Origin of the sequence: Phreatobacter stygius (assembly GCF_005144885.1) — a bacterium.
Lineage (GTDB): Bacteria > Pseudomonadota > Alphaproteobacteria > Rhizobiales > Phreatobacteraceae > Phreatobacter > Phreatobacter stygius.
Genome location: NZ_CP039690.1, coordinates 6,049,098 through 6,063,490, shown reverse-complemented (window position 1 = coordinate 6,063,490; position 14,393 = coordinate 6,049,098). Strand labels below are relative to the sequence as shown.

The 14,393-nt window shown below is 66.3% G+C and carries 13 protein-coding genes; 2 read left to right on the top strand and 11 right to left on the bottom strand.

The window, feature by feature from the left end; all coding sequences use genetic code 11:
* Positions 1–397: 397 nt before the first annotated feature.
* On the top strand, positions 398–757 hold the full coding sequence (locus E8M01_RS28595) for a RidA family protein (protein ID WP_136963265.1): 360 nt from the start codon (positions 398–400) through the stop codon (positions 755–757).
* A 256-nt stretch (positions 758–1,013) separates the two neighbouring features.
* Here E8M01_RS28595 and E8M01_RS28590 read toward each other — a convergent pair whose 3' ends face one another.
* The 8 genes from E8M01_RS28590 to E8M01_RS28555 all read right to left on the bottom strand — a co-directional run bounded on the left by E8M01_RS28590 (position 1,014) and on the right by E8M01_RS28555 (position 8,251).
* Positions 1,014–1,841, bottom strand: coding sequence for a polysaccharide deacetylase family protein (locus E8M01_RS28590; RefSeq protein WP_136963264.1), 828 nt, complete (start codon positions 1,839–1,841; stop codon positions 1,014–1,016).
* Between the two features lie 263 nt (positions 1,842–2,104).
* A complete protein-coding gene (locus E8M01_RS28585) occupies positions 2,105–2,875 on the bottom strand; it encodes an SDR family NAD(P)-dependent oxidoreductase (protein ID WP_281287809.1) in 771 nt (256 codons plus the stop codon).
* On the bottom strand, positions 2,868–3,632 hold the full coding sequence (locus E8M01_RS28580; protein WP_136963262.1) for an SDR family NAD(P)-dependent oxidoreductase: 765 nt from the start codon (positions 3,630–3,632) through the stop codon (positions 2,868–2,870). The genes E8M01_RS28585 and E8M01_RS28580 overlap by 8 nt, the downstream gene beginning before the upstream one ends.
* Positions 3,625–4,344 carry an ABC transporter ATP-binding protein gene (locus tag E8M01_RS28575; protein WP_136963261.1) on the bottom strand — a complete coding sequence of 240 codons (720 nt, stop codon included), beginning with the start codon at positions 4,342–4,344 and terminating at the stop codon, positions 3,625–3,627. Before E8M01_RS28575 ends, E8M01_RS28580 begins: the two co-directional genes overlap by 8 nt.
* The gene (locus E8M01_RS28570; RefSeq protein WP_136963260.1) at positions 4,331–5,140 is read right to left on the bottom strand and encodes an ABC transporter ATP-binding protein; all 810 of its coding nucleotides are present in this window, start codon (positions 5,138–5,140) and stop codon (positions 4,331–4,333) included. Before E8M01_RS28570 ends, E8M01_RS28575 begins: the two co-directional genes overlap by 14 nt.
* A 2-nt stretch (positions 5,141–5,142) precedes the next feature.
* Positions 5,143–6,078, bottom strand: a complete 936-nt coding sequence (locus E8M01_RS28565) for a branched-chain amino acid ABC transporter permease (RefSeq protein WP_136963259.1) — start codon at positions 6,076–6,078, stop codon at positions 5,143–5,145.
* On the bottom strand, positions 6,075–6,956 hold the full coding sequence (locus E8M01_RS28560) for a branched-chain amino acid ABC transporter permease (RefSeq protein ID WP_215908817.1): 882 nt from the start codon (positions 6,954–6,956) through the stop codon (positions 6,075–6,077). The genes E8M01_RS28565 and E8M01_RS28560 overlap by 4 nt, the downstream gene beginning before the upstream one ends.
* 137 nt (positions 6,957–7,093) lie before the next feature.
* A complete protein-coding gene (locus tag E8M01_RS28555) occupies positions 7,094–8,251 on the bottom strand; it encodes an ABC transporter substrate-binding protein (protein WP_136963258.1) in 1,158 nt (385 codons plus the stop codon).
* A 294-nt stretch (positions 8,252–8,545) separates the two neighbouring features.
* Here E8M01_RS28555 and E8M01_RS28550 point away from each other — a divergent pair, with 294 nt between their 5' ends.
* Complete coding sequence (locus tag E8M01_RS28550) at positions 8,546–10,948, top strand: penicillin acylase family protein (protein ID WP_136963257.1); 2,403 nt, start codon at positions 8,546–8,548, stop codon at positions 10,946–10,948.
* A gap of 221 nt (positions 10,949–11,169) precedes the next feature.
* On the opposite strand, the gene E8M01_RS28545 is transcribed toward E8M01_RS28550, so the two are convergent.
* The 3 genes from E8M01_RS28545 to E8M01_RS28535 form a co-directional block, all read right to left on the bottom strand.
* Positions 11,170–11,958 (bottom strand): IclR family transcriptional regulator, encoded by a 789-nt coding sequence (locus E8M01_RS28545; protein WP_136963256.1) that lies wholly within the window; start codon positions 11,956–11,958, stop codon positions 11,170–11,172.
* A gap of 582 nt (positions 11,959–12,540) precedes the next feature.
* Positions 12,541–13,791 (bottom strand): NAD(P)/FAD-dependent oxidoreductase, encoded by a 1,251-nt coding sequence (locus E8M01_RS28540; RefSeq protein WP_136963255.1) that lies wholly within the window; start codon positions 13,789–13,791, stop codon positions 12,541–12,543.
* 278 nt (positions 13,792–14,069) lie between these two features.
* Positions 14,070–14,393, bottom strand: a complete 324-nt coding sequence (locus E8M01_RS28535; RefSeq protein WP_136963254.1) for a 2Fe-2S iron-sulfur cluster-binding protein — start codon at positions 14,391–14,393, stop codon at positions 14,070–14,072.

Genomic DNA, 14,393 nt, shown 5'->3' with positions numbered 1-14,393 from the left:
CATCAGCATGTTCATCACGCCGGAGAACAGGCCAACCCAGGCGAGCGACTTGCGATAGCCCGACAGCACCTCCGCCAGGGGATCGTTCCGCGAGGCGGATAACGGAAGACCGCGCATGAATGCCTGCATTGCCGACCGCGAAGCCCCGGTCGATTCGCGTCATTAGATCATGTCCCAATTCTGCAATCCAGATGACGTCAATGACGGTTGAACAACCTTCCACAGATCGATTCAAAGTTGACGAAACAGGGTCGATTGGCCGGCACTCTCAGCGACTTCAGGCCAATCATCGCTACCGGCCTTGTCAGGCTGGCCATGCTCCGGCACATGCGGTGAAGCAGACAGCCATCGGCACGGATGGCCCAATGAGCTCACCAACAACCAGGGAATTCCGACCATGCCGATCGAGCGCGTAGGACTGACGCAGCGCTGGTGCGACGCCGCCATCTTCAACGGCATCGTGTTTCTTGCCGGCCATGTCGCGGAGAAGACCGCGGGCGACACGCTGGCCCGCCAGACCGAGGAGGTGCTGGCGCTGCTCGAAGAGACGCTCGAGAGCGCCGGCTGCACCAAGGAGGGCATCTTGAGCGTGCAGATCTTTGTGACCGACATCGCGAAAATCGGCGAAATGAACGCGGTCTGGGACAGGTGGGTGGCGCCGGGCCATGCGCCGGCGCGGGCGACGGTGGAGGCGAAGCTCGCCTCGCCCGGCTACGCGATCGAGATCACCGCGGTGGCGGCGAAGAAGGGGCTCTGAGCGCGCCGGCGCTCAACGCAAGCACGCCCGGCGCGAAGGCCGGGCGTGCGAAGGGTGGCGTTGCGGGCGGCTCATGCCGCCGCTCGGCCGGTCAGAGCCCGTTTGAAAATTCCGTCCAAGCAATTCGCCGCCGCTCGTCATCCCCGGGCTTGGCCCGGGGACCCACGCATTCACAACAGAACAAGTCGTGGATGGCCGGGACAAGCCCGGCCAAGACGACGTGAGACCTCGCTGGAACGCGTTCTCAAACGGCCTCTCAGGCCTTTTCGTATTCGGCGACCCAGGCTTCCGCCACTTCGGTGCCGGTGGCGAACCAGACGTCCGGGAAGGTGCGGATGAAGGCGATGAGCTCGCGCAACAGCGCAATGCGGCTCGGCCGGCCGACGATCTGCGGGTGGAAGATGATGTCGTAGAGGCCGCCCCATTTGTAGATTTCGCGGAACTCTTCCTTGTAGACGTCGAGCATATGCGCATTGGTGAAGATCGGCCGGGGGCTCTTCACCGAGAACAGCGCATAGGGCGCGTCGTCAAGGCTCCAGTGCCAGGGCAGTTCGACCGGGCCCTTGGAGCCGTCGGGCAGGATGTGGCGATAGGGGTTGATGTCGTCCATCAGCGAGGAGTTGTAGAGGAAGTTGTGTTTCTGCAAGAGCTTGAACAGGCCGGCCGAGACCTCGCCGGCGGGCGAGCGATAACCCTTGGGCACCACGCCGACAGTGCGCTTCAGCGCCTCAAGGCCCTTTTCCATTTCTTCGACTTCCGCCGCCGGATCATCGCTCACCCAGCGGTGGGAATAGCTGTGATGGCCAACCTCGTGGCCGGCTTTCAGGATCATCTCGACCCGCCCGGTATGGTTCTCGGCGGTCCAGCCGGGCACGAAGAAGGTGCCCTTCAGGCCTTCCTCTTCCAGCGTGTCGAGGATCTTCGGCACACCGACCTTGGCGCCATATTTGCCCTGGCTCAGCACGCCCGGGCGGTTGGCATTGTCAGGGTCGCGCGAGGTCCACAGCGTCTCCGCGTCGAAGTCGAAGGTCAGCATGACGGCGCAGCGCGCACCGTTGGGCCATTTGACGCTCATATCGTGCATGGGAGGGTCCTTTCAGGGCGAGTGGCTGATGGCGAGTGGCGAATGGGGATGAAGCGAAGCGTGTCGCGCGTGAACCCTCGCCCGCTTGCGGGAGAGGGTGGGCCGGAGGCCCGGGTGAGGGTTTGAAGAGGGCCGCCGATCATTTCCAGGGGAATGCACTGATAGCATTGACGCAACCACCCTCACCCGGCCGCTCCGCGGCCACCCTCTCCCGCGAAGGCGCGGGCGAGGGTTCATGCGCGCCCTTCCCCACTCCCCACTCGCTATTCGCTATTCGCCTCAGGCGGCGTATGGCGCGCGGCGGTGTAGCCGCCGTCGACGGGGATGACCGCGCCGGCGACGAAGGAGGCGTCGTCGGAGGCGAGGAAGGCGATGACGGCGGCCTGTTCCTCCGGCGTGCCGACCCGGCCGACCGGGGTCGGCTGAACCTGCAGGCGGATATAGTGCGGGTCCTTCAGGCGCTGGGCGGTCATCGGCGTCTCGACGACGCCGGGCGCCACCGCATTGACCAGGATGCCGTCGGGGGCGAGCTCGCCGGCGAGCTGGCGGGTGAAATGGGCGACGCCCGCCTTGGCGACCGCATAGGCCGTGGTGCCGGGATAACCGACCAGGCCGAAGATCGAGGAAATGTTGACGATGCGCCCACCAGGCTTCGGCAGATGCGGAACGATGGCACGGGTCACCCGCAGCATGGAATTCAGGTTGGTGTCGATGATCCGGTCGATCAGCGCGTCGTCGGAATCGACCAGCCGCCTGGAGCCGCCAATGCCGGCATTGTTGACCAGGATGTCGATGCGCCCGAAGGCTTTCAGCGCGGCCTGGACGATCGCCTCGCCGGCATCACGCGCGGTGATGTCGACAACCAGCGCCTCGGCGCCGATCGCGCTCGCCGTGCCGTTGACCTCGGCGATGACGTCGACCAGCAGCACGCGCGCGCCGTCGGCTACGAAACGCCGGGCGGTGGCGGCACCAATGCCGCGGGCGGCACCGGTGACGATGGCAACTTTGCCGGCAAAGCGTTTTGGATCAGGCAACGCGGCCTCCGTCGACTGGCAGCGCGACGCCGGTGGTGAAACCGGCGGCATCGCTCAAGAGATAAAGCACGGCTGAAGCCACCTCGTCGGCGGTGCCGAAGCGGTTCATCGGGTGCTGGGCCTTTTGGAAGGCCTCGGCCTCGGCCTGCGCCTCAGCGTCGCCGGCCTGGGCAATCGAGGCATAGGCCATGGCCGTGTCGATGGTGCCGGGGCAGACGCAATTGACCCGGATGTTCTCGAGCGCGTGGTTTTTGGCGAGGCTGCGGGTCAGCATGGTCACCGCGCCCTTGGACGCCGAATAGACCGAGAGCCGGGGCGAGCCGACAAGGCCGGCGGTGGAAGAAAACAGCACCACCGAGCCGCGGCCGACCTCGCGCATTTGCGGGATGAAATGTTTGGCGGCGAGCCAGCTGCCCTTCACATTGATGGCGAAGACCCGGTCGAATTCGGCCTCGTCGACATCGATGGCGATCTTGGCCGGGCCGACGACACCAGCGGCAACCGCCAGCAATTCGACCGGGCCGAGTTCGGCCCGCGCGACCTTCGCGGCGCGCTCGACATCGGCGGCGGAGGCGGCATCACCGGTGACCGAAACCGAGCCGGGGCAAAGCGCGGCGGTCTCTTTCAAGCCTTGCGGGTCACGGTCGAACAGGAGCACGCGCGCGCCCTCCTTCGCCAGCATGGCGGCGGCGGCGCGGCCAAGCCCGCCGGCGGCGCCGGTGACAGCTGCGATGCGGCCCTGGAAACGATCAGTCATGGTCTTTCCCACCGAGGTAGAATTCCTGCAGCTCTTCCATGGCGACGCCCTCGCCGACCGCCCGCTCATAAGCAATGCGGCCGCCGCGGATGACATAGATGTAGTCGGCGATATCGAGCGCCATGCCGACATTCTGCTCGACCAGCAGCAAGGTCAGGCCGAGCTCGCGCAACGACAGGATGGCCTCGGCGATCTCCTCGACCACGCGCGGAGCGAGCGCGGCCGAGGGTTCGTCGAGCAGCAGCATGGTCGGCCGCGCCATCAGCGAGCGGCCGATCGACAACATCTGGCGTTCGCCGCCCGACAACATGCCGGCATAAACCTTGCGGCGCTCGCGCAGGCGCTTGAAGCGCTGGTAGACGCTCTCCAGGTCCTCGGCGATCTCGTTGCGGTGCTTGCGCCGGTGATAGGCGCCCATCAGCAGGTTTTCCTCAACGCTCATGCCGGCGAAGACTTCCTTGCCCTGGGGCACCAGGGAGAGGCCGAGCGCCGAGCGCTGTTCGGCCGGCACCGGGTCGATATCTCGCCCCTCGAGCAGGATCTGGCCTTCCTGGACCTTCACCAGCCCGGCGATCGCCTTCAGCGTGGTCGATTTGCCGGTGCCGTTGCCGCCGAGCAGCGCCACCAGGCCGCCCTTCGGCACATGCAGGCTGACACCGTGGAGAATGCGGGTGCGGCCATAACCCGCGACAATGGAGTCAAGCTTGAGCACGGCGCTTCCATCCCGATCCGATATAGGCTTCGACGACGACCGGATCCTTCACCACCGCTTCGGGAAGCCCCTCGGCGATCTTCACGCCGGAATCCAGCACGACGACCTCGTCGCAGAGATCGCGCACGACCCGCATGACATGCTCGACCAGCAGGATGCTCATGCCGAACTCGTCGCGCATGCGGCGGATCAGCGTGATCAGCCGGTCGACATTGGGCGGCGACAGGCCGGCGGCCGGCTCGTCGAGCACGAACAAGGTCGGCTCGCTCATCATGCCGCGGGCAAGCTCGACCATGCGCTGCTGGCCAATGGACAGTGCCGAGACCGGATGCGGCGCGAATTTTTCCAGGTCGAACCAGGCGAGCAATTCACGCGCCCGCGCCCTGACCGCCTGCTCTTCCTCTATCGCCCGGCGGCGCAGGGTGACCGTGTCGATGAGGCTCGACTTCATCCGGATGTGATGGGCGAGCAAGAGGTTCTCTTCGACGCTCAGCGAATGGAACAGCCTGAGCATCTGGAACGAGCGCGCCATGCCGGCACGCGCACGCTTGTAGGACGGCTCGCCGGTGATCACCTCGCCGTTGAAGCGGAACTCGCCGAGGTCGGGCTTCAGCTCGCCGGTGACCAGGTTGACCATGGTCGACTTGCCCGAGCCGTTCGGCCCGATCAGGCCGACGATGCGGCCCTTGCCGACGGTGAGGCTGACATCGCTGACGGCGACGACGCCGCCGAAACGCCTGGTGATGTTTTTGGCTTCGAGAATGGGGGCCTCGAGAAGGGGCGTGACCTTGTCCATGATCAGCCCTCCCGCAGCCGCTTGATGCGGCCGACAATGCCCTCGGGCAGCACGGTGATGGTGATCACCAGCAGCACGCCGAAGATGAACATCTTGTATTCGGCGAAACGACCGAGGAATTCCGGCATGGAGGTCAAGAGCGCCGCGCCGATCATCGGGCCGATGAAGGTGCCCTTGCCGCCGACCACCATCATCGCCACCACGGTCGCCGAGATCCAGATGGTGAAATCGTCAGGCGTGACGCCGCGCAAGGCGTGCGCCGTGACCACGCCGGCGGCACCTGCCATGGCCGCGGACGCGACGAAGGCGGTGAGCTTGGCGCGCGTCGTATCGAGGCCGACGGCGGCTGCCAGCGTCTCGTCGTCGCGAATGGCGATCCATTCGCGGCCGAGCCGGGAATGGACGAAACGCCAGGCAATGGTCAGCGCGACGACCGCGACGGCGAGCGCCAGCCAATAATAGGACCTGAGGCTGGCGATCTCGAACAGGGTGACGCCGAAGATCGTGACCGGGCCGACCGGCGGCACGCTGAGGCCGGTCTGGCCGCCGGTGAACGAGGTCCATTGCGAGATGGTGAGATAGACGATGGTCTGGAAGGCAATGGTCACGATGGCCAGGAAGTGGCCCTTGAGGCGCAGCGCCGGCACGCCCAGGATCAGGCCGAACAGGCCGGCGACGCAGATGCCGGCCGGCAGGTTGACCCAGAAACTGGTGCCGAGGTCGCGCGACATGATGGCGGTGGTATAGGCGCCGATGCCGTAGAACGCCCCTTGCGCGAAGGAAAACTGGCCGCAATAGCCGGAGACCAGGTCGAGGCCGACCGCCAGGACCACGTAGAACAGGATGATCATGAGGACATTGACCTCATAACCGCCGAGCCCGAACGGGGCTGCGGCCAGCAGGGCAATCGCGACGAGAGCCAAAGCCAAATTCTTCATGACCGCTCCACCGCCTTGCCGAACAGGCCCTGCGGACGGAACAGCAGCACGGCGATGACCAAAACGAAGCCGATGATGTCGCGCATGCTGTTGGCGATATAGGCCGAGGTGAAGGACTCGGCGACGCCGAGCAACAGGCCGGCGGCGGCGGCGCCCGCGACATTGCCCATGCCGCCGAGGATGACCACGGTGAAGGCCTTCAGCGCGATCATGTTGCCGACCAGCGGGTGAACCAGGAAGACCGAAGACATCAGCAGGCCGGCGACGCCGGCGAGCGCCGCCCCGACCATGAAGGTGACCACGGCGACGCGCTCGACCCGGACGCCGCAGAGCCTGGCAACGGTTGCGTGCTGCGACATGGCGCGCAGGCTGCGGCCGGTCCAGGTGTAGCGCAGCACCAGGTAGAGCGCGGTGATCAGCACGACCATGGAGATCGGGATCAACAGGCGCTGCAAGGGCAGGAACACCGGGCCGATCTCGACCGGCACGTTGGAGAGGTTGGTGCGCAGCAGCTGGGGCTGCGGCCCGAGCGTCAGCAGCGCCGCGTTCTGCAGCGCGACCGCCAGGCCGAAGGACGAGATGATCGAACTCGTCGCATCGCGGTTCTTCATGGGCTTGTGCAGGATCGCTTCCGCCCCGAAGCCGAGCGCCGCCGAAAAGACCAGCACGAAACCGAGCGCCAGCCAGATCGGCACGCCGAACAGGGTGACGGCGGTGATGCCGGCATAGGCGCCGAGCATGTAGAACTCGCCATGGGCGAAGTTCACCACGCCCAGGATGCCGAAGATCAGGGTGAGGCCCACCGCGACCAGCACATAGGTGCTGCCGATGACCACGCCATTGGCGAGATATTGCAGGAATAGGTCGATATCGAACACGTGCGTGGTCCTCGGGCGGTGCCTCGCGCCGACAGGCGGAGGAGCGCCCTGCCCCAAAAAAATCAGGCCTTGCCGTCACGCCTGATGGCACCGGCCTGGTCAGGCGGTGCCATCGGCGCCCTGGCGGCTTTCAGGCCTCAGCCGGTCGGCGACAGCGAACGCCGGCCGTTGCGGACGATGGCGAGGAAGCAGCGGAAATCGACGCTGCCCTTGGCGTTGAAGGCGGCCGTGGTGCCGGCCGGTCCTTGCGCGATGGCGAAATCCTTCATGCCGGACTTCAGCATCTTCTGGATCTCGGCGCCGTCGGCCTTGCCGACCCGGCGCATCGCCTCGATGGCGATCGAGGTGGAATCGAAGCCGAGCGAATTGAAGGTATTGGCCTCGGCCTTGTGCTTGGCGCGGAAGCGGTCACCGAAGGCGCGGCCAACCTCGTTCGGCGTGGTGCTTTCGTAGAGCGTCGCGACCGCGAAACCTTCCGACGCCGGACCGGCGAGACGGATGAAATCGTCCGACAGCATCGAACCGGAACCGATGAACTGGGTGCGCAGGCCAACTTCCGCCGCCTGGCGGACGATATTGGCGCCGTCGCCGGCCCAGCCGCCGATATAGACGGCTTCAGGGCGCAGCGTGCGCAGCTTGGTGAGCATGGACGAGAAGTCCTGCTCGCCGGCATTGTAGCTTTCCTTGGAGACGATGGTGCCGCCCTCGGCGCCGGCCACCTTGGTGACCTGCTCGGCCAGCGTCACGCCGTAATTGGTATTGTCGTGGATGATCGCGATCTTGGTCTTCTTCAAGACCCGGATGATGTCCTGCGCGGTGCCCTCGCCCTGGCCATTGCTGTCGGGCCAGGAGCGGAAGAACCAGGGATCGCCGGGCGGGTTCTCGTCGGTCGCGACCGCGCCGGTCGAGCCGCCCGAGAGCATCGGCACCTTGTATTCACGGGCGACCTTGGCGCCGGCCGAGGCGACCGCAGTGGCATAGGTGCCGATAATGAAGGGCACCTTCTCGCGCTCGATCAGCTTGCGCACGGCGGTGACGCCCTTGGTCGAATTGCTCTCGTCGTCTTCCATGACGAGCTCGATCTTGCGGCCGAACACGCCGCCCCGGGCATTGGCCTCCTCCACCGCGAACTGCAGGCCGAGGATGATCTGATGGCCCTCGATGCTGGCCGGGCCGGACAGCGGCAGCATGCCGCCGATCTTGATCGGGCCGGTGTCCTGGGCCCTGACGATAGCCGGAGCGGCAACGCTCGCCCCCAGAATGGTGAGCATGTGACGGCGAGACAGTGGCGCCATGATCGTAGCCTCGGTTGGGAAGTTTATATTGTCTAACGATACGGTTATATTGATAACCTGCTACGGACCCAGGTACCTGTCAAACCCCTTTTTCTTGCTGCAGCGCACAAATCATGGGCAGCGGCGGGATGATTTCCAGGCAACCGGATGGCCCTTGCACCCGATTGCGATCTGCGACAATCATATCAACTAACAAGTCGATCGTATCTTTCCTCGATACGATAATGCGCCCTGCCGGCTTTTCGCACGCGGTTCAGCACGCTCGCGGACAGCCATCCAAGCCCAGGAAATGATATGTCCAAGCCGACCCATACCGTCACGGATGACGAGATCATCGCCATCGAGGGCCTTGCCGGCCAAGCCGAGATCCTGGTGGATCGCTGGGGCATTCCGCATTTGCGTGCCGACAACCAGGCCGACCTGTTCTTCCTGCAGGGCTTCAACGCCGCCCGCGACCGGCTCTGGCAGATCGATCTCTGGCGCAAGCGCGGGCTCGGCCTGCTCGCCCGCGACTTCGGGCCCGGATATCTCGCCCAGGACCAGGCTTCGCGCGCCTTCCTGTTCCGCGGCGACATGGCCAAGGAATGGGTCAGCTATGCGCCGGACGCTCAGGAGATCTTCCAGTCCTTCGTCAAGGGCATCAACGCCTATGTCGCGCTGACCGAGCGCGAGCCGGAACGCCTGCCGCCGGAATTCGCGCTGGCCAAGACCAGGCCCGAGCGCTGGCAGGCCGAGGACGTGGTGCGCATCCGCAGCCACGCGCTGACCCGCAATGCGCTGTCCGAAGTGCTGCGCGCCAGCATCGTTTCGGCCTATGGCGAGGCCACCGACCTCCTGCGCAAGAACCTCGAACCGCCTGTGGTCCCCGGCAATGCCGGCGGGATCGACCTGGCCGAGGTGCCGGTCGAGGTGCTGGACCTGTTCAAGCTGGCGACCGCCGGTGTGACCTTTTCCGACGCGCGGCTCGCCGCCAAACTCGACGAGGCCGACCATTGGGTGAAGCTGAACGAGCTCGCCGAGGTGGTCAGCGAACATACTTGGACCGGTTCGAACAACTGGGCCGTGGCGCCCGAGCGGACCGACACCGGCCGGCCGGTCATGGCCGGCGACCCGCACCGCACCCATGCCGTGCCGTCGCTGCGCTATCTGGTCCACCTGACCGCGCCCGGCCTCGACGTGATCGGCGCCGGCGAGCCGGCGGTGCCGGGCATTTCCATGGGCCATAACGGCACCATTGCCTTCACCCAGACGATCTTCGGTTCGGACCAGGAAGACATCTATGTCTACGAGACCGAGCCCGGAAACCCCGACCGCTACCGCTATGACGGCGCATGGGTCGACATGGAGATCGTCGAGGAGCGCTTCCAGGTCAAAGGCGCCGCCGACCAGCTGCGCCAGCTCCGCTTCACCCGCCACGGCCCAGTGATCTTCGCCGATGCCGGCAAGCGCCAGGCCTTCGCCATCCGCTCGGTCTGGTTCGAGCCGGGGGCCGCCGCCTATCTCGGCGGCCTGTCGTCGATGCGAGCCAAGACCTTGCCGGAATTCCGCTCGGCGATCCGCCGCTTCGCCACGCCCTCGCTCAACCACATCTATGCCGACATCCAGGGCACGATCGCCTGGCTGCCCTTCGGCATGACGCCGGTCCGGCGCAACTGGGACGGGCTCTTGCCGATCCCAGGCGACGGCCGGTTCGAATGGGACGGTTTCGTCGATCTCGACGACATGCCGCAGACGGTCAATCCGCCCTCAGGGTTTGTCGCGTCAGCCAATGAAGCGAACATGCCGGCGGCCTGGGACCACGACAAGACGCGGGTCGGTTACGAATGGCTGGAGAACAGCCGCGCGTTGCGCCTCGAAGAGGTGCTCGGCAAGCCCGGCAAACATTCGGTGACCGCCTCGCTGGCGCTGCAGGCCGACGTCATGTCCATGCCGGCCCGGCGTCTGCAGAGGCTGGTCAAGGCGATCGTCGCCGGCTCGGATACCGATCTCGCCGCCGCGCAGGCCATGCTCGTCGCCTGGGACAATGCTCTGCATGTGAACTCGGCCGCCGGCGCGCTCTCCGAACTCTGGTTCACCAGGCACCTGAAGCCGGCGCTGCTGACCCTCTTCGTGCCCGACCCGAAGCTGCGCGCGCTGATGGCGCCGGGCGACGTCGAGGGCATGCTGCAGGCGCTCGAACAGCCGGGCGCGCAGTTCGGCGCCGACCCTGCCGCCGGCCGCGACCGGATGATCGCGGAAACGCTTCGCATGGCCTATCGCGACGGCCTCGTCCGGCTCGGCCCGGCTCCCGAGGCCTGGCAATGGGGCCAGCTGCATCACGGCTATTTCGAGCACCCGTTGAGCGCCATTGCCGGACCGGAGGCGGCCAAAAGCCTGGACGTCGGCCCCCTGCCCAAGGGCGGCAGCGGCTCCACCGTCATGCATGCCGCCTACCGGCCCCAGGATTTCCGCGTCACCACAGGCGCCTCGGTGCGCTTCGTGCTGGATGTCGGCAATTGGGACGCGAGTTTCTGCATGAATGCGCCGGGCCAGTCCGGCGACAGCCGCTCGCCGCATTACCGCGACCTCGCGGTGCAATGGGCCAAGGGCGATTACGTGCCCTTCGTCTATTCACGCGCCGCGGTCGATGCCGCGACGGTGCAGCGGATCGCGCTGAGGCCAGCCGCGGCGGGTCGGGAAGCGGCTGCAGCAGGCTGAGCGGTTCCTGCGGCAGCCCGAACCCGAGGGATGCGCACGAGAATCTCGACGTCATCCCCGGCCGAGCGAAGCGAGGGGAAGGGGATCCAGGGGTTGCAGGGCTGAACCGCGATGCTGCGAAATCCCTCGACCGACATGCGCCGAAAGCGCGGCCTGTCGGCCTCTGGACCCCCTTCCCTCGCTTCGCTCGCCGGGGGTGACGTAGAGCGCCGTCCGCGCCTTCAGGTGCTGAGCGCGCGGGCGGCTTCGATGGCGAGCGGCGCGAAGCGCTTGCGGAAATCCTCCACCGACCATTCGCTGAGCGAACCGGCGATATGGACCGCGCCGACCGGCCGCCCGCCATTGTCGCGGATCGCCGCGGCCAGCACGATCTCGCCGATCAGCGCCTCTTCGACCGCGTAGGAATAGCCTTCGAGGCGGATTTCGCGAATCTTGTCCCAGACCTTGTCGATGTCGGTGATGGTCTTTTGCGTCATCGGCCGCCGCTCCGAACGGTCGAGAATGTCCTGCACCTGGTCATCCGGCAGCAGCGCCAGGCAGGCCCGCCCGCCCGACGAGGTGAAGGTCGGGATGCGCCGACCGGCGAGGGTTGCATAAAAGGTCTCGCGCTTGCTCTGCAGGCGGATGGCATAGACCACCGAGAGGTCATCGAACTTGCTGTCGAACAGGCTGAGGTCGACCCGCTCGCCGGCGAGCTTGCGCAGGTCCATGAGAACAGGCGTCGCCCGCTCGATCAGCGGATTGGAGCGCAGATAGTCGAAGGACCGGTCGAGGAACAGCCGGCCGAGGGTGAGACCGCCATCGTCGGCGCGTTCCAGATAACCACGGCTCAGCAGCGTCTGGCCAATGCGCTGGGCGGCACTCTTGTTGACCCCGGCGCTCGCCGCGATCTCACCGAGCGATTTCGGCTTGGGGCTCTGGGCATAAGCCTCCAGCACGTCGAGGGCGCGGGCGACCGATTGCAGAAACAGCCGCTCGTCGACCGGTGAAAGACGCCCGTTCTTGGTCATGGCCTGGCCCAGATTGCTGTTGCGGCCGGCGCGCGCATCAGGGCGATGAGCGCGTGAAGCCGATTTGTTGGGCAATTATGTCGCAGCTGGCAGGCCAAATCAACACGACCGTATCGAATATCGATACTATTTAGCCGATTTTGGACAGGCAGAGGCTACCATACCAGTCATGGCTGATCCGAAGCAGGATGCAAAGAGAGAACAGTTGCTTATCGCAAGCGGCTGCAACCGCGGCGAGATTGGGGAGCAGCGAGCGCGGCGCGCGTGAACCCTCGCCCGCCGGCTACGCCGACACCCTCTGGGCTAGCGGATGCACACATCTCTGAAAGGGACCTGAATTCGCCGCCCCTCAAGGCTTCGCACGAGAACCACGGATAGCGCATGCGCCGCCCTTTTTCGTCATGGCCGGCCTGGTGCCGGCCATCCACGCATTGCCTTGACCGCGGAAGACGTGGATGGCCGTGACAAGCACGGCCATGACGAAGCGAGGAACGGCGTGCCAAGCCGTCGATTGTCGAGATGTGTGAACCCTCGCCCTCTGGGAGAGGGTTATTTGGTCGCCCTCAAGCCTGCCCGCAGCCCTCAAGCCCGGCTGCGGCCCTCGCGCCCGGTCGCGCCGGCGAGCGTCTTCAGGTCGAAACCGCAGGCCTCGAAATCGGCCAGCGTCAGCGCGCGCGAGGCCGCCAGCACCCGGCGCGCCAGCATGTTGTCGGCCGGCTTGTTGACCGATTCGACGCCGAGAAACCGGCCATCCTTGAAACAGAAGATCGAGAAGCGGCCGTCGGCGACCTCGCCCTGCAGCACGCTATGGTCATGGCCGGCGGTCAAACCGGCCATTTGCAGCTTGCTGTCGCCCTGGTCGGACCAGAACCAGGGCACCGCCTGATAGCTGGCCGGCCGGCCGGCGAGCCGCGCCGCCACGGTGCGGGCCTGGTCGGCGGCGTTCTGCACCGATTCGAGCCGGATCAACCCGCCGGAAAAGCTGTTCGGATGGGCGGCGCAATCGCCGATCGCCGAAATGTCGGGATCGCTGGTGACGAGGTGCTCGTCGACCAGGATGCCGTTGTCGACGGCCAGGCCCGCCTCCGCCGCGAGCTCGACATTGGGCAGCACACCGATGCCGGCGACCACCAGGTCGGCCTTCAGCACCCGGCCGTCGGCAAGCCGCACGCCGGTGACGCCATCGGCATCATGCTCGATGGCGGCAACCTCGGCCTGGAACGAAAAATCCGTGCCCCAGCTCTCGTGCCGGCTCTGAAAAAAGGCCGCGCAATCCCGGCTGACGGCGCGCGCCATCAGCCGCGGGCCGGCTTCGACGACATGCACGCGGCGGCCGAGCTTGGCGGCGACGGCGGCAAGTTCCAGCCCGATGAAACCGGCGCCGATCACCACGATATCGGCTGAATCGGCGAGCTTCTTCTGCAGCGCGCGGGCATCCTCGATCGAGCGCAGATGGGCGACCTCGCCGCGTTCCGCGCCGGCGACCGTCAAGGGCCGGTTGCGCGCGCCGGTGGCGATGACCAGATGGCCATAGCCGTGGCGCGTGCCGTCGGCGAGCCGCACGGCATGGCCTGCCCGGTCGATGGCGACGACCTCCGCGCCTTGCACGAAGTCGATGCCGAGCTTTTCCAGGAAAGCCTGCGGCCGCAGCTGCAGGCCGGTCTCGTCGACGGCGCCGAGCAGGAAGGCTTTCGACAGCGGCGGCCGTTGATAAGGCACGCTCTGCTCCGCGCCGATCAGCGTCAGCTGGCCGTCATAGCCTTCTTCGCGAAGCGAGATCGCGGTCTGCAGGCCGGCCTGGCCGCCGCCGACGATAACGATGCCCGAGCTCATTGGCCGTTTTTCCTCTGCAAACCTTGCCTCTGCAAACCTTGCCGCGGCCCTGAGAGCCCGTTTGAGAACTCGATCCCGGGCAGTTCGCCGCCGCTCGTCATCCCCGGGCTTGGCCCGGGGACCCATGCATTCAAAACAGAACAAGTCGTGGATGGTCGGGACAAGCCCGGCCAAGACGACGTGAGACCTCGCTGGAACGAGTTCTCAAACGGTCCCTGACATGGCCCGCAAGCCGCGCCGGCGCCATGGCGTGGTCCGCAAGGCAGATCCGCATTTTGCTAGAGCTGCGCCTCCGCGACCTCCAGCACGATGCCGTCGAGGCTGTCGGACATTTCGATCTGGCAGGCAAGCCGGCTGTTCGCCCGCCGCGGCGCGGCGGTGGCGCCGAGCATTTCGTCCTCGGCCGGTGACACCGGTGCGATCCGGCCGAGCCAGGCGTCGTCGACATAGACGTGGCAGGTGGCGCAGGCCATGGAGCCGCCGCACTCGCCGATGATGCCGCGGACCTGGCTGCGCAGCGCCGCCAGCATGGCGCTGTCGCCGGCTCGCACCGCGAGTTTGACGCGCCGGCCATCCGGCTGGACGAAGGTGATTTCAGGCAT